Source organism: Variovorax fucosicus (assembly GCF_030316825.1).
Lineage (GTDB): Bacteria > Pseudomonadota > Gammaproteobacteria > Burkholderiales > Burkholderiaceae_C > Variovorax > Variovorax fucosicus.
On sequence record NZ_JASZYU010000001.1, the window covers coordinates 2,369,123 to 2,388,252 of the forward strand.

The window sequence follows — 19,130 nt, forward strand, 5'->3', positions numbered from 1 at the left end:
CATGGTTCCGCATCTCGTCACCGCCCTGACCGGCCCGATCAACGAGCTCGAGCAACGCGTGCTCGACTCCATGCCGGCCATCGAGCGCTGGTTCCGACTCGAATGGATGGAGCACACGCCGCCGTTCTACACATCGGTCGACGTGCGCAATGCCGGCTTCAAGCTGGCGCCGGTCGACACCAACTTGTTCCCGCGCGGCTGGAACAACCTGACGCAGGAAATGCTGCCGCTGGCCGTGCAGGCGGCCCAGGCGGCCATCGAGAAGATCTGCCCGGAAGCGCGCAATTTGCTCGTGATCCCGGAAAACCACTCCAAAAACACGTTTTATCTCGCGAACGTCGCACAACTGGTGCACATCTTCCAGATGGCAGGGCTCAACGTCCGGGTTGGGTCGATCGATCCGGCGATCAAGTCGCCGAAGAAGATCGAGCTGCCGAACGGCGCCACCGTGTGCCTGGAGCCGGTGGTGCGCAGCAAGCGGCGCCTGGGCCTGAAGAACTTCGACCCCTGCACTATCCTGCTCAACAACGATCTCTCGGCTGGCATTCCGGGCATCCTGGAAGACCTGCATGAGCAATACCTGCTGCCGCCGCTGCATGCCGGATGGCCGATGCGGCGCATGAGCAACCATTTCCACAGCTACGAAGAGCTGTCCAAGCGCTTCGGCAAGCTGCTGGGCATCGACCCCTGGCTGATCAACCCGATGTATGCCAAGGCCGACAACGTCAACTTTTCCGCCGGCCAGGGCATGGACGTGCTGACCAGCCATGTGGACACGGTGCTGACCAAGGTGCGGCGCAAATACAAGGAATACGGCATCAACGAGAAGCCGTTCGTCATCGTCAAGCCCGACAACGGCGCAGCCGGCATGGGCGTGCTGACGATCCGCGATGTGAAGGATCTCGACGCGCTCGACGCAAAAACGCGCGCCATGATGAGCCCCAATGCCGATCTGCAGCCGGTGATCGTGCAGGAAGGCGTGCTCACCAACGAGCGCGTGCACGATGGCGTGGCCGAGCCCGTGGTCTACATGATGGACCGCTACGTGGTCGGCGGCTTCTATCGCGTGCATGCCGGGCGCAGTCCCGACGAGAGCCTGGTGTCGCCTGGCGCGAGCTTCGTGCCATTGGCTTTTTCGGAGAGTGCGCACTTACCGCAGCCGGGCGCCAAGCCAGGCGCGAGTGCGCCGAATCGGTTCTACATGTACGGCGTGGTCGGCCGGCTCGCGATGGCTGCGGCCAGCTACGAACTCGAGGCGACCGACCCGGACGCCGAAGTCTACGAGTGACGCCGTGGGGCCACAGCGCCCCTTGCGGCGGCCTGCCGCGGCGTCAAAATAGCGGCCCCACACCAAACGGAAATCAAAGGGCGGAGGGTTGAGCGCGGCGGCCGCAGGCGGCCCCGCCGCGCCCGTGCGACACGTCGCTCCGCCCCTTCCAGCGACCTCGTGTCAGCCCCCAAAAGCTCCTCCGCCGCGTTGATCCTCGCGGCCATCGGCGTCGTCTACGGCGATATCGGCACCAGCGTGCTCTATGCGGTGAAGGAGGTGTTCGGCCACGGCCATGTGCCGTTCACCATCGAGAACGTCTACGGCATCCTGTCGATGTTCTTCTGGACGCTCACCGTCATCGTCTCGCTCAAGTACGTGGTGCTGGTGCTGCGCGCCGACAACGAAGGCGAGGGCGGGCTGGTGGCCATGCTCGCGCTGGCCTCCCGTGCCGTGCACGACAAGCCCCGGCTGCGCAAGGTGTTGCTGGTCGTCGGCATCTTCGGCACCTCGCTGTTCTACGGCGACGGCGTCATCACCCCGGCGATCTCGGTGCTGTCGGCGGTCGAGGGCCTGGAGGTGGTGTCGCCACAGTTCAAGCACTACGTGATCCCGGTCACGCTGGTGGTGCTGTTCTGCCTCTTCGTCGTGCAGAAACGCGGCACCGCCGGCATCGGCCGCTTCTTCGGTCCGGTCACGCTGGCCTGGTTCGCGGTGATCGCGGTGCTGGGCGTGCACCAGATCCTCACCCACCCCGAAATCCTGAAGGCATTGAGTCCGCACTACGCGCTCAAGTTCATGTGGGACAACCCGGTCACGAGCTTCATCGTGCTCGGCGCCACGGTGCTGTGCGTGACCGGTGCCGAGGCGCTGTACGCCGACCTCGGCCACTTCGGCAAGGGGCCGATCCGCATCGCGTGGTTCTCGGTCGTGATGCCGGCCCTCACGCTCAACTATTTCGGCCAGGGCGCGCTGCTGCTGGAGAACCCCGAGGCGGTGAAGAACCCGTTCTTCATGATGGCACCCGAATGGGCGCTGATCCCGCTGGTCATCCTGGCCACGGGCGCCACGGTGATCGCGTCGCAGGCGCTGATCACCGGTGCGTTCAGCGTCACGCGCCAGGTGATCCAGCTCGGCTACCTGCCGCGGCTCAACATCGAGCACACCAGCGTGCGCACGGCGGGGCAGATCTACATTCCGTTCGTCAACTGGGGCTTGTTCGTCGCGATCGTGCTGGCGGTGGTGATGTTCCGCTCCTCGAGCAGCCTGGCTGCGGCCTACGGCATCGCCGTGACCACCGACATGCTGATCACCACCGTGCTCACGTTCTTCGTGATCCGCTTCGCGTGGAAGCTGCCGCTGGCGCTGTGCATCGGCGCGACCGCTGCGTTCTTCGTGGTCGACTTCATGTTCTTCGCGTCGAACCTGCTCAAGCTGTTCGAAGGCGGCTGGTTCCCGCTGATGATCGGCGGCGCGGTTTTCACGCTGATGATCACCTGGAAGGAAGGCCGCCGCCTGATGGGCGAAGTGCAGCGCGCCGACGCGATCGACCTGCGCAGCTTTCTCGACGCGGTGTTCGTGAGCCCGCCGGCGCGCGTCGACGGCACCGCCGTGTTCCTCACGGCCGAGCCCGGCAATGTGCCCAATGCATTGCTGCACAACCTCAAGCACAACAAGGTGCTGCACGAGCAGAACATGTTCGTCACCGTGCGCAACCACGAGGTGCCCTGGATCCCGATGGACAAGCGCATCGAGATCGAGCCGCTCGGCCACCATTGCTGGCAGGTGGTGGTGCACTACGGCTTCAAGAACGACATCGATCTGCCGCGGGCGCTCGAGAACGCCCGCATGCGCGGCTGCCAGCTGGAGCCGATGACGACCAGCTACTTCCTGTCGCGCGACGTCGTGATCCCGACGCTCGGCAGCGGCATGGCACCGTGGCGCGAGAAGCTGTTCGCGCAGATGCACCACAACGCGAGCGGTGCGGCGGACTTCCTGGGGCTGCCGAACAACGCGGTGGTCGAGCTGGGCTCCAAGATCGAGATCTAGAAGGCGTCGGGCCGTTCGATCGCCAGGCGCTCCATGTGGCGGCAGATCTCGCCGGGCGTGGTGAACCAGATCTCGCCGCGGTCGCGCGCGGCGGCAAAGGCTTCGAGCACGGGCCGAAGATGCCGCAAGCGGTACGGTTGCCCGACGATGTACGGGTGCAGCGCCAGGCCCATCACGAGCGGCTGGCGCGTGGCCTGCTGGCGCATCTCGTCGAAGTTGTCGCGCACCATGGCGCAGAAGTCCTTCGCATCCATCTGGCGCGCCACGATCATCGGAATGTCGTTCAGCTCCTGCGGATAAGGCACGGCCCACAGCGGCTGCCCGCTGCGCGTGCGCATGCGCGTCGGCTGGTCGTCATGGCACCAGTTGAGCGTGTAGCGGTAGCCGGTCTCTGCCAGCAGGTCGGGCGTCGCATGGCTCTCCGAAATCCAGGGCGACAGCCAGCCGGTGGGCGCGGCCCCGCTCGCGGCCTGGATGCGTCCGGCGCAGCGAAGCAGCAGCGCGCGTTCACCGGCTTCATCAAATTCGGCCTGCCGCTCGGCATTGCTGTGGCCGTGGCCGATCAACTCGTCGCCGCGCGTCACGCAGGCCGCGACCAGCTCAGGGCAGTGGTCGTAGAGCGCGGTGTTGATCAGGGCACCGGTCTTCAGGCCCAGCTGGTCGAACAGCTCGAGGCAACGCCAGGCGCCGACCCGGTTGCCGTACTCGCGCCAGCCATGGTTGAGCACATCGGGTTCAGCTGAAGGCGGCCCGATGCGCGCACCGAGCCCGTCGCCGAACGCGAAGTGTTCGAGGTTGAAGCCGAGGTACACCGCCAGTCGCGCGCCGTTCGGCCAGACGTAGTCGGGTCTTTGCGTGATCGGGGCGTAGTCGAAGCGTCCGTGGTGAGGCAGCAGGTGAGGCCAGCGTTCGGTCATGCCGCAGAGTGTGCAAGACATGTGCCTTGGCGCCAACGTGGTTCGGACCGCGCGGGCACAATCGCGCGATGCCATTTTTCAAGGATCTGAGCCTGTCGGCCTTCACCGCAGGCTTTGTCGCTGTGCTCGTGGGCTTCACCAGTTCGGTGGCCATCGTGTTCCAGGCTGCACTGTCGTTCGGTGCCACCCCGGAACTCATCAGTTCGTGGATGTGGGCATTGGGCCTCGGCATGGGGCTCGCCTCGGCACTGCCATCGTTGTGGTGGCGCAAGCCGGTGATGATCGCGTGGAGCACGCCAGGTGCCGCGGTGCTCGCGGTCGCGGGTGCCGGCTACAGCATGGGCGAAGCGGTCGGCGCCTTCATCGTCTGCGCGGTGCTGATCACCATCGCCGGCGCCACCGGCTGGTTCGAGCGCGTCATGAACAGGATTCCGATGGCGATCGCCTCCGCACTGCTGGCCGGGGTGCTCGCGCGCTTCGGCCTGCAGGCCTTCATTGCGGCGCAGACCGCGCTGCCGCTGGTGCTGCTGATGCTGGCCACCTACCTGCTGGCCAGGCGCTTCATGCCGCGCTATGCGGTGCCGCTCACCTTGCTGGTCGCGATCGCGTTCGTCGCGGCGCGCGGCGAACTGGCCTGGGGCGGCGTGCACTTCCATCTGGCGATGCCGGTGTTCACGATGCCGGTCTTCACCTGGCAGGCGGCCGTGAGCCTGGCGCTGCCCTTGTTCGTGGTGACCATGGCCTCGCAGAACCTGCCCGGCGTGGCGGCGATCCGCGCGGCAGGCTACGACATGCCGGTCAGCAAGCTCATCACGATCAGCGGTCTGGCCACGCTGGTGCTCGCGCCGTTCGGCGCGTTTGCGCTGAACCTCAGCGCCATCACGGCGGCGATCTGCATGGGTCGCGAGGCGCATGACGATCCGGCGCGGCGCTACACGGCGGCCGTGAGCTGCGGTGCGATCTATGTCGTCATCGGCTTGTTCGGCGCGGCCGTCACGGGCTTGCTGACGGCGTTTCCCAAGGAGCTGGTCGCGGCCATCGCCGGACTCGCATTGCTCGGCACCATCGGCGGCGGGCTCGCTGCCGCAGTGCGCGACGAGTCGCACCGCGAAGCCGCGCTCATCACCTTCCTGGTCACGCTCTCGGGCGTGACGCTGGCCGGCATCGGCTCGGCCTTCTGGGGCGTGGTGGCCGGTGCCGGGGCGCTGGCCGTACAGCAACTCGGGCGAAAGGCCGCGCCCGGCAAGGACATCGCGCCTGCGTGCAAGATCAGACAAGAAGCCAAAGCCGCTACCGGAAAGACAACCCCGTGAACATCCTCTTCGTTGCCGACCCGCTCGAGCAATTCAAGGTCTACAAGGACACCACCTTCTCGATGATGCGCGAGGCGCAACGCCGAGGCCACAGTATCTCGGCCTGCGAGCCGCGCGACATGGGCTGGCAGACCGGCCAGCCGGTGACGGCCACGGTGCGCGACATCACGCTCACCGGGCACAAGGACGACTGGTTCACCGAGACGCCGCGCCGCAGCGCGCCGCTGCACGGCTTCGACGCGATCCTGATGCGCAAGGATCCGCCGTTCGACGCCGAATACATCTATGCGACGCACCTGCTCGGCCAGGCCGAGCGCGAAGGCGCCAGGGTGTTCAACAAGCCGGCGTCGTTGCGCGAGCATCCTGAAAAGCTCGCGGTGATGGAGTTCCAGCAGTTCACCAGCCCGACGCTGGTGACGCGCGACCCGGCCGCGGTGCGCGCCTTTCATGCCGAGCACAAGGACATCATCCTGAAGCCGCTCGACGGCATGGGCGGCATGGGCATCTTCCGCGTGCGCGAAGACGCGCTGAACCTCGGCTCGATCACCGAGACGCTCAACAAGGACGGCGCCGAGACCATCATGGTGCAGCGCTTCGTGCCCGAGATCGCGGCCGGCGACAAGCGCATCCTGATCATCGCGGGCGAGCCGGTGCCGTTCGTGCTGGCGCGCATTCCGCAAGGCACCGAAGTGCGCGGCAACCTCGCGGCCGGCGGCAAGGGCGTGGCGCAGCCGCTCACGGCCCGCAACCGCGAGATCGCCGAAGCCGTGGGCCGAACGCTCGCGCCGCGCGGGCTGCTGCTGATCGGCCTCGACGTGATCGGCGACTACGTCACCGAGATCAACGTCACCAGCCCGACCTGCTTCCAGGAAATCACCGACCAGACCGGCTTCGATGTGCCCAGGCGCTTCATCGATGCGCTGGAGGCGGATCTGGGTTCAAAAGGGTTGTAGCACCCGCCCGAGCGGGGCGCCAATCAGGCGCCCGCTGCCTTGTGGATGGCCACGCGGATGCGCGGGTAGGTGCCGCAGCGGCAGATGTTGCCGCTCATGGCCTGGTCGATCTCGGCGTCGCTGGGCTTCGGGATTTTGCGCAGCAGCGCGCAGGCGCTCATGAGCTGGCCGCTCTGGCAATAGCCGCACTGCACCACGTCGACCTCCGTCCAGGCGGCGCGCAACGCGTCGGCTTCGCGGCCAGCCAGTCCTTCGATCGTGGTGATGTCCTTGCCGGCCGCGGCAGAAACCGGCGTGACGCAGCTGCGCGCCTGTTCGCCGTCGAGGTGCACGGTGCAGGCACCGCACAGCGCCATGCCGCAACCGAACTTGGTGCCGTTCAGGCCGAGCTCTCCGCGCAGCACCCACAGCAGCGGGGTGTCGGGCTCGGCCTTCACCTCGACGGCCTGGCCGTTGATCTTGAGCGTGGTCATGAACGAGAATCCTGTCAGGCGAGTTTGAGGGGCAGCGTGCGCAGGCGCTGGCCGGTGAGGGTGAACAGCGCGTTGGCCACGGCCGGCGCGATCGGTGGCGTGCCGGGCTCGCCCACGCCTTCGGGGTGCGCGGTGCTCGGGATGATCTCGGTTTCGATCGCCGGGCAGTCCTGCATGCGCAGCGGCGCGTAGTCGTGGAAGTTGCCCTGCACCACGCGGCCCTGCTCGATCGTGATCTCGCCGTGCAGTGCGGCAGACAGGCCGAACACGATGCCGCTTTCCATCTGCTGCCGCACCAGGTTCGGGTTGACCGCAAAGCCGCAGTCGATCACGCACACCACGCGGTGCACGCGGATCGCCTTGTCCGGCCCGACCGACACCTCGGCCACCTGCGCCACCGTGCTGCCGAAGCTGCGGTGCAGCGCCAGGCCGCGCGCTTTCTTCGCGCCATCGGGCGCCGGTGCCAGCGGCTGGGCCCAGCCCGACAGCGCGGCCACGCGCTGCAGCACGCGCTGGTGATCGGGCTTGTGAGCGAGCAGGGCGAGCCGAAAAGCCAGCGGATCCTTGCCCGCGGCGGCGGCGGCCTCGTCGATGAAGCTCTCGGTGAAAAAGGCATGGTGCGAATGCCCGACCGAGCGCCAGAACCCCACCGGCACCGGGCTTTCGACCACCTCGTGCGCCACGCGCACGTTGGGGAACGCATAGGCGGTGTCGAAACTGCCTTCGGCCGTTGTCTTGTCCGGCCCCAGGCCGGCGCTGCCCAGCACGCGTCCCACCAGCTGGTGCGTGATGGCCTGGCCGGCCGAGCGCGCATGCCAGGCCACCAGTTGGCCCTGCGCGTCGAAGCCGGCCTCGAAGCGCGCCACGCAGGCAGGCCGGTAGAAGTCGTGGCGCATGTCTTCTTCACGCGACCAGAAGGTTTGCACCGGCACACCATCAGCCGCGCCCGCGATGGCTGCAGCCTGCGCGACGAAGTCGGCCTCGGCGCGCCGGCCGAAGCCGCCGCCGAGGCTGGTCACGTTCACTTGCACACGGTCGCTGTCGATGCCCAGCGCCCTTGCCGCACCGATGCGCGCGATGCCGGGCGCCTGCGTCGGCACCCAGACCGTCGCCGCGCCGTCCTTGAACTGCACGGTGCAATTCATCGGCTCCATGGTGGCGTGCGCGAGAAAGGGTGCGCGGTATTCGGCGCTGATGCGTTTGGCGGCGCCCTGGAGCGCAGCGACCGCATCGCCGGCCGACTGGTAGGTGCTGCCCTGCGCGGAATTGAGCGTCTGCGCGAGCCGGTCGATGTCCACGCGGCTCGACAAGCCGGAGGCGGCACCCTCGTTCCACACGATCCTGACCTGGCGCAGCGCCTGCATTGCATGCCACGGCGTGTCGGCAATCACCGCCACCGCCGGCGCGCCGCCCATGCCGCCCGCGACCGGCACCACCTTGCGAACGCCGGGCAGTGCCATGGCCGCCTGCGCATCGAAGCTTGCCAGCGTGCCGCCGATCACCGGGCACATCGCGACGGTCGCGTAGAGCATGCCGGGCAGGCGCACGTCCATGCCAAATTGGGCACTGCCGTCCAGCTTGCCGGCATTCTCGAAGCGGCGCACCGGCTGGCCCACCAGCTTGAACTGCGCCGGATCCTTGAGCTTCGGTCGTTCGGGCAACGGCATCTGCGCGGCGCGCACCGCCAGCTCGCCGAAGCTCGCGCTCTTGCCCGAGCCGTGCAGCACGCGCCCGGCCTCGGCGCGGCATTCGGCGGCAGGCACTTTCCAGTTGTCCGCTGCCGCTGCGATGAGCATGGCGCGCGCCGACGCGCCGGCCTCGCGCATCGGCAGCCATTGGTCCTTGATGCTGGTGGAGCCGCCCGTGACGATCAGCCCGGGGATCTTGCGCGCCGCCTTGGCGGCGAGCCAGCCCACTGCCCGCTTGACGTTGCCTTCGTCGTCGGGGTGGAAGGGCAGCCCGTCGACCAGTGCGGTCGCGTTGTTGTAGATCTTGTCGATCGAGGCGGGTGCCAGCCGGATCTGCGACCAGTCGGCATCGATCTCCTCGGCCAGCAGCATTGCCAGGCCGGTGTGCGTGCCCTGGCCCATCTCGGCCTGCGTCATCGTCACCGCGACCGTGTTGTCTGCGCCGATGCGCACCCACCCGTTGAGCGCGACCTGGCCCGGCGCCAGCGGTGCGGGCGTGGCCGGCATCAGGCGCGAATCCGGCGGCAGCACCGACCAGCCGACCGCCAGCGCACCTGCCGCAGCCGCGCCGCCGAGGAGGAAATACCGTCGCTTCACCATGTCAGGCCCCGACCACGCGGCCATTGACGAACACCTTCAGTTCGCCCGCGCCAAACGGCGTCCAGGTCTCGTTGGTGGTCAGCGGCGTGGTCACCACCATCGCGACGCGGTCGTTCGGCGTGGTGTGCTTCGCGAAGTCGATGGCGAGATCTTCGTCGGCCAGGTGCGCCAGCATGAAGGGATGCTGCCGTTCGATGTAGCAAAGGTGCGTCGATGCATGGGCCCAGAGCGCCTGGCCGTTCGAGAGCATGAAGTTGAAGGTGCCGTGCTTTGCGATCTGCGGCGCCAGTTCGCGCAGCGTGAGCGTCAGCTCCTCGATGCTCGGCACGCCCGCATGCGACTTGGCCAGCTCCTGCATGAGCCAGCAGAAGGCATGCTCGCTGTCGGTGTTGCCGACCGGATGGAAGTTGCCATGCAGCCGCGGCCGAAAGTCTTTCAGGTCGCCGTTGTGCGCAAACACCCAGTAGCGGCCCCACAGCTCGCGCACGAACGGGTGGCAGTTCTGCAGGTTGACCTGGCCCTGCGTGGCCTTGCGGATGTGGGCGACGACATTGCGGCTCTTGATCGGGTAGCGCCGGATCAGTTCAGCCACCGGCGACTCGCAGGCCGGCTGGTGGTCGACGAAATGGCGCAGCCCGCGGTCTTCGAAGAAGGCGATGCCCCAGCCGTCGGCGTGATGGTCGGTGCGGCCGCCGCGCTGGGCGAAGCCGGCAAAGCTGAAGGTCACGTCCGTGGGCGTGTTGCAGTTCATTCCGAGCAGTTGGCACATGGCGCTATTAAAGCGCGAGCGCCGGCCGCCGCTGCGAACCCACCCCGGCCCGCTCAGCGCACGAAGCGGCCTTCGGGCGTGACGCGCACCATTTCGATGAAGCGCGAACCGGTGTTGCTGCCGGTCGAGAAATCGATGTCCATGCCGGCCAGGCGCAGCCTGAGCGCGCGCAATGTCGCATGCAGGCGCGCGCGCGTCAGGTCGCGGCCGGTGCGCTTGAGCGCCTCGATCATCACCAGCCCGTTCAGGTAGCCCTCGAAGCTGCCGTAACCCACCGGCACCTGCGCGCGTTCCGCCAGCCGGCGGTAGTCGCGCGTGACGGCTTCCACTTCGCCCCAGGGGTAGGGCGTGACCTGCGAGATGGCCAGCCCGCCCGCCTGCAGCGGCACCACCCGGGCCGTCACCTCGCCCGAGACGACCGACATTCCATAGAACATCGGTTTGCTGCCGGCGGCATACATGGCCTTGATCACCTCGCCGCTGACCGTGCCGGCCAAGTACATCAGGACGGCCTGGGGGCGGCTGTCGGCGAGTGTCTTGCCGGCGGCGGCGGCGGTCGAGCCATCGGCCTTCACCGATACCACCGCGGTCGGCGTCAGCTTGTGGGTGGCCATGGCCGCCTCGATCAGCTTCACCGCTTCCAGCCCGCCGGGATTGTCCAGGTGGGCGATCGCGATCTTGTTCACGCTCACGGTCGTCAGGTGCTCGACCAGGGCCTGTGCTTCGCGTTCGTTGCTGGCGCGCACGAAGTAGGCCGAACCCGCAACGCGTTCGCGTGCGCTGTCGCCCACGCCGTAGCCACCCACGCTGGGGGCGCCGCTCTGCTGCAGCAGCTTGGCCGCGGCAGCCGTGGTGCCCGAACCGACGCAGCCGAAGAACGCGAACACGCGATGGTCGGTCAGCAGCTTGCCGTAGTTTTCCACCGCTTTCTCGGGCTTCAACTCGTCGTCCAGCGCCACCAGCTTGATCTTGCGGCCGCCGATGCCGCCTTGTTCGTTGACGGCATCGAAGGCCAGCCCGGCGCCGTTGTGGATCACCTTGATCTGCGAGCCGAGCGAACCGCTCAGGACAGCCGAGCTGCCGAGCAGGATTTCGCTGTCGTTCACCCCTGTTTCGGCGGCGTGCGCAGACGACAGCCCCGCAAGGCCCGTGGCGAAAACCGCAGTGGAGGCGACAAAACTTCTGCGTTGCATGAAAGAACCCAATCCGTCGAATTTGTTAACAGGTATTAACAATTGGAAACGAATGGCTCAGGCACTTTCCTAAGGGATTACCCTTGTTGCTGTGAAGTCCTCCCGGCTTGGCGCAATTGCCAGGCTGCGCAGATCGCAATGGCGCACAGCCCGGCCAGCATCAGAAAAACCTCGTTGAAGGCGGCCAACCGCGCGGCGCTCGTCAGCGGGTTGGCGAGCGAGTCGCCGTGCGCCGCCAGGCGCCATTCCAGCACGATGGCGCACAGGCTCACGCCCGCCGCGCCGCCGAGCATGCGCACAAAACTGATGGCACTGGCACCTTGCGGAATCAGCGGCCTGGCCAGCGGCCGCATCGCGCCGAGGTTGAGCGAGGGCAGGATGAAGCCCAGCCCGATCCGGCCAATGACGGCGAATGCGACCAGCAGCCAGATCGGGCTCTTCAGGTCCAGCACCAGCATCAGCGCGAACGAAAGCGCCAGCAGCGCCAGCCCGGTGCTGACCAGCATCCAGGTCGGCTGCCGGTCGGCGAGCCGCCCGACGCCCGCGATAGTGAAGGCCAGCACGATGCCGGCGGGCAGCATAATCGTGCCCACGTGGGAGGCCGACAGGTGCAGTGCCACCTGCATGTAGACCGGCAGCAGATAGGTGGAGCCGAACAGCGCGGTGCCGTAGATGAAGGCCACGATGCTGCCCATCGCGAACTGGCGGTAGCCGAACAGCGCCATGTTCATCAACGGTGTGCCGCCGCCAGTCTCCAGCCGCTTTTGCCACCACACGAACACGGCCAGCGAAACCAGCGCGCCGGCGAGCAGCAGCCCGGCCTGCAACGGCGCGTCGCCGCGCAATTCGACCAGCCCGTTCAGCAGGCACAGCGTGCCGACGGTGCCGAGCAGCAGGCCGCGCCAGTCGAGCCCGCCTTCGCGCGCCGCGGCAACGCCGCCCGGTGCCGTGGTCGGCACGAACTTGTACGCCAGCCAGAGCGACGCGAGGCAGAACGGCACCACCATGAAGAAGATCGAGCGCCAGCCGAACAGGTCGACCAGCACGCCGCCGATGCTGGGGCCGATGGCCGGCGCCAGCACCACGCCCATGCCGAAGATGCCGCTGGCGCGGCCCTGCTCGTGCGGCTCGAAGGCGCGCAGGATGATGATGGCCGGAATCGGCTGCACCACGCCCGCCGCGAGGCCCTCGGCCACGCGCGCGACCAGCACCAGCGAGAAGTTGTTGGACAGCCCGCCGGCCACGCCACCGGCCAGCAGGATCAGCATGGTGCCGACATAGGTGCGCCGGTAGCCGTAGCGTCCGAGCAACCACGGCGTGGTGAGCATGGAGACTGTCATCGCCACCATGAAGCCCGAGCTGACCCATTGCGCGCGCTCCTGGCCGAGCGCGAAATGGTGGCTCATGTCGGGAATCGCCACGTTGACGATGGTCGACGACATGATCGAGGCCATCGTGCCGACCATCACCGACAACAGCAGCAGCCAGCGGTAACGCTCGCCATAGCGCTCGCGCAGCACATGGAGTTGCGCCGGAGCAGCACGGGGCGAGGCAGGAGGAGTGGCGGCGGGGTCGGTCATGAGGCACGGGCAGCCACCCGCGGGTGAGCCGTCCTACAAGGATATCGGTGTTTGCTCGGCCGGGCTCGCCACTGGGCAGCCGTCACAATCAAAGCGCTGTCCGCATGCCGACCTTTCCATTTCAAGAAAACAAGACAACAACATGGATACCCGCAACGAATCCTGCACCGCAGACGTTGGCGCCACCTCACTGGCGGCGGATCTCACCGCGCCGACCGTGACGCGCGCCTACCAGTGCCAGTGCGGCCGACCGGTCTTCCTCGGCAACAGCGAGTGCCTGGCCTGCCATACGCCGCTGGGCTTCGTGATCGAAAGCCTCGGCGTGGTGCCGCTGGCGACGGTGGCGTCGCCCGACGCCGCCCCGCAGCAACCGGGCGATGCGGGCACCGAAGTCGACATTGATGCCGACGTGACGTTCGCCAGCTACACCGTGTTCGGCGACGCCAACGGCAGGCAGTACCACCGCTGCGCCAACTTCATCACTGCGGCCGGCTGCAACTGGATGGTGCCGGCGCCGCGCGACGGCGACGCTGCCACCTTCACCACCGCCGGGCTGGCGCCGCGCTACTGCCTGTCGTGCAGTGCCACGCGCACCATTCCCGATCTCTCGCTCCAGGGCAATGGCGAGCTGTGGCGCAAGCTGGAGCAATCGAAGCGGCGCCTGATGTCGCAACTGCTGGCGCTCGGCCTGCCCGTGGTCACGCGCCATGCCGACCCGGTGCACGGGCTGGCCTTCGACTTCCTGAGCAACACGCCGGGCGGCCCGCATGTGCTCACGGGCCACGAAGAGGGCGTGATCACGCTCAACGCCGAGGAGGCCGAAGACGCGGTGCGCGAACGCATCCGCGCCGAAATGCGCGAGCCCTACCGCACACTGGTCGGCCATTTTCGCCACGAGATCGGCCACTACTACTGGGACTTGCTGGTGCGCCCCACACCATGGCTCGACGACTTTCGTGCGCTGTTCGGCGACGAGCGCCTCGACTACGCGGGCGCGTTGCGCCAGCATTACGAACAGGGCCCGCCGCCGGATTGGCGGGTGCGCTATGTCACCAGCTATGCGAGCTCGCATCCATGGGAAGACTGGGCCGAAACCTGGGCGCACTACCTGCACATGGCCGACACGGCCGATACGGCCATGAGCTTCGGCGTCGACGCCAGCCGTGCCGAGTTGGCGAGCGACCTGTTCGAGCCGGCCGACCTGTGGCAGCCCGAGCATCCCGATGCGATAAAGTTTCTGGACTTCCTGAATGGCTGGGTGCGGCTGACCAACGTGCTGAACGAACTCTCGCGCAGCATGGGCCAGCCCGACTACTACCCTTTCGTGCTGCCGCGCGCCGCGGTCGGCAAGCTGCAGTTCGTGCACCAGGTGATCACGCAGCAGCGTGAGCGGCAGCAACAGGCGCTCGCCCGGCCCGCCGGAGCCACGGAGCCATCGCCCCGGTCGGAGCCCGCGCAGTCGCAAAGCCAGGCCCAGCAGCAACAGGGCTTCGAGCCCATGGGCCAACAGTTCCAGGAGCAGCGTTTCAACGCCGCCTGGTAGCCGTCAGGCGATTTCGAACGCAGGCAGTTTCTTCGCGACCGCGCGGTTCTGCAGCGTCACATAAACCGGCAGCCCGTTGCGGTAGGCCGGGTAGTCCTCGCCCTCGATCAGCGGCGCCAGATAACGCCGGCAGGCGTCGGTGATGCCGAAGCCGTCTTGCGAAATGAAGTCGCGCGGCATCATCTTCTCGGCATTGGCCACCTGCGCCAGCGGCGCGCTGCCGATACGGTACTGGTAGGGCACATCGGCGATCCGCTCGATGGTCGGCATCACGGCATTGGCGCCTTCCAGCGCGAGTTCGACGGCGCGCACGCCGAGTTCGTAGGCCTGCTTCACATCGGTAGCCGACGCGACATGGCGCGCCGCGCGCTGCAGGTAGTCGGCCACGGCCCAGTGGAACTTGTGGCCGAGCGCCTCCTTGACCATGTTCGCCACCACCGGCGCCGCGCCGCCGAGCTGCGCATGGCCGAACGCATCGCGCGTGCCCTGCTCGGCCAGGAAGGTGCCGTCCGGGTGATGGCAGCCTTCGGACACCACCACGCTGCAGTAGCCGTGCTGCTTCACCAGCGCATCGACGCGGGCCAGGAACTTCGCGCGGTCGAACTCGATTTCGGGGAACAGGATCACGACCGGAATGCCGTGGGCTTCCGCCAGCCCGCCCGCTGCAGCGATCCAGCCGGCGTGCCGCCCCATGACCTCGAGCACGAACACCTTGGTCGAGGTGGCCGCCATCGCGCGCACGTCGAGCGAGGCTTCGAGCGTGGACAGCGCCACGTACTTCGCGACCGAACCGAAGCCGGGGCAGCAGTCGGTCAGCGGCAGATCGTTATCGATGGTCTTGGGCACGTGGATCGCCTGCAGCGGATAGCCCAGCGACTGCGACAGCTGGCTCACCTTGAAGCAGGTGTCGGCCGAATCGCCACCGCCGTTGTAGAAGAAGTAGCCGATGCCGTGCGCCCTGAACACTTCGATGAGCCGTTCGTACTCGCGCCGGTTCTTCTCGAGCGACTTGAGCTTGTAGCGGCAGGAGCCGAACGCGCCGGAGGGCGTCGAGCGCAGCGCCGCAATCGCTTCGGCCGATTCCTGTGCGGTGTCGATCAGATCCTCGGCCAGCGCCCCGAGGATGCCGTTGCGCCCGGCGTAGACGGTGCCGATGCGGTCGGCATGGCGCCGCGCCGTTTCGATGACGCCGCAGGCCGAGGCATTGATCACGGCCGTGACGCCGCCAGACTGGGCATAGAACGCGTTGGGTGGGGTGGTCGTCATGGTGGGGTGGTTTCCGTAGGGACGGCGGCCGCCGCGGCGGCCACGCAGTTCGCGCAAATGCAGGCGAGCCCGCGCGCATCGGCCGGCACGCGCGCGCGCAGGGCATCTGTGAAATTGGCCGACATGCACCAGCAGGGCGACTGCGCCATGCCGGTCTCGCGCTCGATCTCCATCGCGCAGACGTTGGCCGCACCGCAGAGCGGGCAGCGGCTGGGGTCGGGCGATGGCGAGGCGGTAGGCATGCCGCATTCTGATGCGTTCCGATCGCGTCGGCGAGGGCTGCCACCGATCCGGCTCCGCCGGTCGGTCGGCAGCGCCCCCGGCAGGGGGTTGGCGAGCCTTACCTCCCGTGCAATCCCATCTGCCGCGTGATCACTTCCTTCATGATCTCGTTGGTGCCGCCGTAGATGCGCTGCACGCGGGCGTCGGCATAGGCGCGCGTGATCGGGTACTCCCACATGTAGCCGTAGCCGCCGTGCAGCTGCACGCACTCGTCCATCACCTTGCACTGCAGGTCGCTGGTCCAGTACTTGGCCATGCTGGCGGTGGCAGTGTCGAGCTTGTCCTGCATCAGCAGCTCGGTGCACTTGTCGACGAACACCTGCGCGACCTGCACCTCTGTCTGCAGCTCGGCCAGCTTGTAGCGCGTGTTCTGGTAGTTGCCCACGGGCTGGCCGAAGACCTTCCGGTCCTTCACGTAGGCCACCGTGGTATCGATCGCCGCCTGCGACGCGGCCACCGCGCTGATCGCGATCTGCAGGCGCTCCCATGGCAGCTGCTCCATCAGGCAGATGAAGCCGCGGTTCTTCCACGCGTCGCCGCCCAGGATGTTGTCGGCCGGCACGCGCACGTCGTTGAAGAACAGCTCCGAGGTGTCCTGCGCCTTCAGGCCCAGCTTCTTCAGGCGCTTGCCTTTCTCGAAGCCCGGCATCCCACGCTCGACCACCAAGAGGCTGGTGCCCTTGGCGCCAGCACTCGGGTCGGTCTTGGCGACCACGATCACCAGGTCGGCATGCCAGCCGTTGGTGATGAAGGTCTTGCTGCCGTTCAGCAGGTAGCTGCCGTCGGCCTGCCGGATGGCCGTGGTCTTGATGCCCTGCAGGTCGCTGCCCGCGGCCGGCTCGCTCATCGCGATCGCGCCAATCATCTCGCCGGTCGCGAGCCTGGGCAGGTAGTGCGCCTTCTGCGCATCGGTGCCGTAGTGCTCGATGTACGGCGCCACGATCTCGCTGTGCAGCCCGAAACCGACGCCGGTGAAGCCGCGCGCCCACAGTTCCTCGAACTGGATCACCGAGTACAGCAGGTCGGCGCCGGCGCCGCCGTACTGCTCGGGCATGGCCATGCAGAGAAAGCCGTTCTCGCCGGCCTTGTTCCACACGGCGCGGTCGATGTAGCCCTGCTCCTCCCACGCATCGTGGAAAGGGGCGATCTCCTTGTCCATGAAGCGGCGGAACGAATCGCGGAAGGCCTCATGGTCGGCGCTGAAAAGCGTGCGTTCGATCATGGCCGCCCTATCGACCGGCGAAGGCCGGCGGCCGCTTCTGCAGGAAGGCCGCAACGCCTTCGCCGAAGCTCGGCTTCATGATCATCTCGCGCTGCCGCTCGCTTTCGTAATGCAGTTGCTCGTCGAGCGTGTGGCGCTCGCTCGCCGCGAAGGCCTGGCGCGCTTCCAGCACGGCGTGTGCGGGCAGGCGCGCAAGCCGCTGCGCCGTCTTCTGCGCTTCGAGTAGCAGCAGGTCATCCTCTACGCAGTTCCAGATCAGGCCCCACTGCGCGGCCTTGTCGGCGCTCACGCGTTCGTCGAGCAGCGCCATGCCCAGCGCGCGCGCCGGGCCGACCAGGCGCGGAATGAACCAGGTGCAGCCCAGATCCGGCACGAGTCCGAGCCTGGGCAGGAACGAGAGATAGAAGTAGGCGCTGCGCGCCGCCAGCACCACGTCGCCCGCGAGCGCAATGCCGACGCCGGCGCCAGCGGCCGCCCCGTTGACCGCGCACACCACCGGCACCGGCAGGTTGCGCATGGCGCTGATGAGTGGATTGCTCAGGCCTTGCATCCAGTCAGCCGTTTCGTCGCCGAGCGTCTTGCCGGTTGCGGGCGTTTGCATTGCACTCAGATCGGCGCCAGCGCAAAAAGCCTTGCCGGCGCCGGTGAGCACCACGGCCCGCACGCTGCGGTCGCCGGCCACGCGGGCCAGCGCATCGCGCAGCGCGAGTTGCAGGTCCTCGGTGATCGGGTTGAGCTTGGTCGGCAGGTTCAGCGTGAGGGTCGCGATGCCGTCTTCGACTTCGTAGAGGACAGCCGACATCAGAGGCGCTCCACGATGGTCACGTTGGCCATGCCGCCGCCTTCGCACATCGTTTGCAGGCCGTAGCGCTTGCCGCGCTGGCCCAGGGCGCTGATGAGCGTGGTCATAAGCTTGGTGCCCGAGGCGCCGAGGGGATGGCCCAGCGCAATCGCACCACCGTTCACGTTGAGCTTCGCCGGGTCGGCGCCGAGTGCCTGTAGCCAGGCCAGCGGCACCGGTGCAAAAGCCTCGTTGACTTCGTAGAGGTCGATGTCGTCGATCGACATGCCTGCCTTCTTCAAGGCCCGTTGCGTGGCCGGCAGCGGCGCCTCCAGCATGATCACAGGGTCATGGCCCATCACGCTCATGTGATGGATGCGAGCCAGCGGCTTCACGCCCAGCGCCTTCAGGCCCCGCTCGTTGACCACCAGCACGCCGCTGGCGCCGTCGCAGATCTGGCTGGCCGTGGCGGCGGTGCAGCGCCCGCCTTCGGCGATGAGCTTGACGCCCGCGATGCCTTCGAGCGTGGCCTCGAAGCGGATGCCTTCGTCGACGGTATGCAGCTCACCGCTCGCGGTGCCGTCGGCCAGGCGGATCTCGATCGGCACGATCTCGTCGTTGAACAGGCCGGCACGGCTGGCCGCAATCGCGCGGCGATGGCTCTCGAAGGCGTAGCGGTCGAGCGCGTCTTTTTCGAGGCCGTAGTTCTTCGCGATCATCTCGGCGCCGGTGAACTGGCTGAACTCCACGCCGGGGTAGCGCCGCTGCATCGCCGGGCTCATGTAGGTGCCGAGCCCGGCCTTGGCCGGCAGTGCGTTGGGCGTGAACATCGGCACCCGCGTCATGCTTTCGACGCCGGCCGCGATCACCGCGTCCATGGCGCCGCTCATGACGGCCTGGGCCGCAAAGTGCAGGGCCTGCTGCGACGAGCCGCATTGCCGGTCGATCGAGGTGCCGGGCACCGACTCGGGCAGTCCCGACGCCAGCACCGCATTGCGCGCAATGTTGGTGGCCTGTTCGCCGACCTGGCTCACGCAGCCGAGGATCACGTCCTCCACCGCCGCCGGGTCGATGCCGCTGCGCGCCATTAGCGCGTCGATCACCTGCGCCGCGAGATCGGCCGGGTGCCAGCCCGCGAGCTTGCCGCCGCGCCGTCCGCCGGCCGTGCGGGCCGTGGCGACGATATAAGCCTCTGCCATGTCGATGTGTCCTTGGGAAAGAAGGCATCGATGGT

16 protein-coding genes are annotated in these 19,130 nt (G+C 67.5%); 5 read left to right on the forward strand and 11 right to left on the reverse strand.

All coding sequences use genetic code 11. The annotated features are described in order from the left end of the window. Position 1: 1 nt before the first annotated feature. Together gshA and QTI05_RS11265 are read left to right on the forward strand one after the other, a co-directional pair. A complete protein-coding gene (gene gshA, locus QTI05_RS11260) occupies positions 2-1,288 on the forward strand; it encodes a glutamate--cysteine ligase (RefSeq protein ID WP_286540026.1) in 1,287 nt (428 codons plus the stop codon). A gap of 159 nt (positions 1,289-1,447) precedes the next feature. Next, entirely contained in the window at positions 1,448-3,316 is a 1,869-nt protein-coding gene (locus tag QTI05_RS11265) for a potassium transporter Kup (protein WP_286540023.1), read from the forward strand. On the opposite strand, the gene QTI05_RS11270 is transcribed toward QTI05_RS11265, so the two are convergent. Beyond that, the gene (locus tag QTI05_RS11270) at positions 3,313-4,233 is read right to left on the reverse strand and encodes a polysaccharide deacetylase family protein (RefSeq protein WP_286624456.1); all 921 of its coding nucleotides are present in this window, start codon (positions 4,231-4,233) and stop codon (positions 3,313-3,315) included. The two genes, QTI05_RS11265 and QTI05_RS11270, sit on opposite strands and share 4 nt — an antisense overlap. 68 nt (positions 4,234-4,301) lie before the next feature. Here QTI05_RS11270 and QTI05_RS11275 point away from each other — a divergent pair, with 68 nt between their 5' ends. Next, positions 4,302-5,546 carry a benzoate/H(+) symporter BenE family transporter gene (locus QTI05_RS11275; protein WP_286624457.1) on the forward strand — a complete coding sequence of 415 codons (1,245 nt, stop codon included), beginning with the start codon at positions 4,302-4,304 and terminating at the stop codon, positions 5,544-5,546. After that, positions 5,543-6,499 (forward strand): glutathione synthase, encoded by a 957-nt coding sequence (gshB, locus tag QTI05_RS11280; RefSeq protein WP_286540017.1) that lies wholly within the window; start codon positions 5,543-5,545, stop codon positions 6,497-6,499. The genes QTI05_RS11275 and gshB overlap by 4 nt, the downstream gene beginning before the upstream one ends. Before the next feature lie 23 nt (positions 6,500-6,522). Here the strand turns inward: gshB and QTI05_RS11285 are convergent, their stop codons facing one another. The 5 genes from QTI05_RS11285 to QTI05_RS11305 form a co-directional block, all read right to left on the reverse strand. Then, the gene (locus QTI05_RS11285; protein ID WP_286540016.1) at positions 6,523-6,972 is read right to left on the reverse strand and encodes a (2Fe-2S)-binding protein; all 450 of its coding nucleotides are present in this window, start codon (positions 6,970-6,972) and stop codon (positions 6,523-6,525) included. 14 nt (positions 6,973-6,986) lie between these two features. Then, on the reverse strand, positions 6,987-9,260 hold the full coding sequence (locus tag QTI05_RS11290) for a xanthine dehydrogenase family protein molybdopterin-binding subunit (RefSeq protein ID WP_286624459.1): 2,274 nt from the start codon (positions 9,258-9,260) through the stop codon (positions 6,987-6,989). Between the two features lies 1 nt (position 9,261). Beyond that, complete coding sequence (locus QTI05_RS11295) at positions 9,262-10,029, reverse strand: class II glutamine amidotransferase (RefSeq protein WP_286540014.1); 768 nt, start codon at positions 10,027-10,029, stop codon at positions 9,262-9,264. Positions 10,030-10,082: 53 nt separating this feature from the next. Further along, complete coding sequence (locus QTI05_RS11300; RefSeq protein WP_286540013.1) at positions 10,083-11,222, reverse strand: ABC transporter substrate-binding protein; 1,140 nt, start codon at positions 11,220-11,222, stop codon at positions 10,083-10,085. Between the two features lie 77 nt (positions 11,223-11,299). Further along, positions 11,300-12,802, reverse strand: coding sequence for an MFS transporter (locus QTI05_RS11305; RefSeq protein WP_286624461.1), 1,503 nt, complete (start codon positions 12,800-12,802; stop codon positions 11,300-11,302). Positions 12,803-12,944: 142 nt separating this feature from the next. Between QTI05_RS11305 and QTI05_RS11310 the strand changes: the two genes are divergently transcribed. Beyond that, positions 12,945-14,345 carry a zinc-binding metallopeptidase family protein gene (locus tag QTI05_RS11310; protein ID WP_286624463.1) on the forward strand — a complete coding sequence of 467 codons (1,401 nt, stop codon included), beginning with the start codon at positions 12,945-12,947 and terminating at the stop codon, positions 14,343-14,345. 3 nt (positions 14,346-14,348) lie between these two features. Here QTI05_RS11310 and QTI05_RS11315 read toward each other — a convergent pair whose 3' ends face one another. The 5 genes from QTI05_RS11315 to QTI05_RS11335 all read right to left on the reverse strand — a co-directional run bounded on the left by QTI05_RS11315 (position 14,349) and on the right by QTI05_RS11335 (position 19,095). After that, the gene (locus QTI05_RS11315) at positions 14,349-15,611 is read right to left on the reverse strand and encodes a 6-phosphofructokinase (RefSeq protein WP_286540009.1); all 1,263 of its coding nucleotides are present in this window, start codon (positions 15,609-15,611) and stop codon (positions 14,349-14,351) included. Further along, complete coding sequence (locus QTI05_RS11320; RefSeq protein ID WP_286624464.1) at positions 15,608-15,853, reverse strand: cysteine-rich CWC family protein; 246 nt, start codon at positions 15,851-15,853, stop codon at positions 15,608-15,610. Before QTI05_RS11320 ends, QTI05_RS11315 begins: the two co-directional genes overlap by 4 nt. 98 nt (positions 15,854-15,951) lie before the next feature. After that, positions 15,952-17,115, reverse strand: coding sequence for an acyl-CoA dehydrogenase family protein (locus QTI05_RS11325; RefSeq protein ID WP_286624466.1), 1,164 nt, complete (start codon positions 17,113-17,115; stop codon positions 15,952-15,954). Between the two features lie 7 nt (positions 17,116-17,122). Continuing rightward, complete coding sequence (locus tag QTI05_RS11330; RefSeq protein ID WP_286624468.1) at positions 17,123-17,917, reverse strand: enoyl-CoA hydratase-related protein; 795 nt, start codon at positions 17,915-17,917, stop codon at positions 17,123-17,125. Further along, positions 17,917-19,095, reverse strand: a complete 1,179-nt coding sequence (locus QTI05_RS11335; RefSeq protein ID WP_286624470.1) for an acetyl-CoA C-acetyltransferase — start codon at positions 19,093-19,095, stop codon at positions 17,917-17,919. The genes QTI05_RS11330 and QTI05_RS11335 overlap by 1 nt, the downstream gene beginning before the upstream one ends. Between the last annotated feature and the right edge of the window lie 35 nt (positions 19,096-19,130).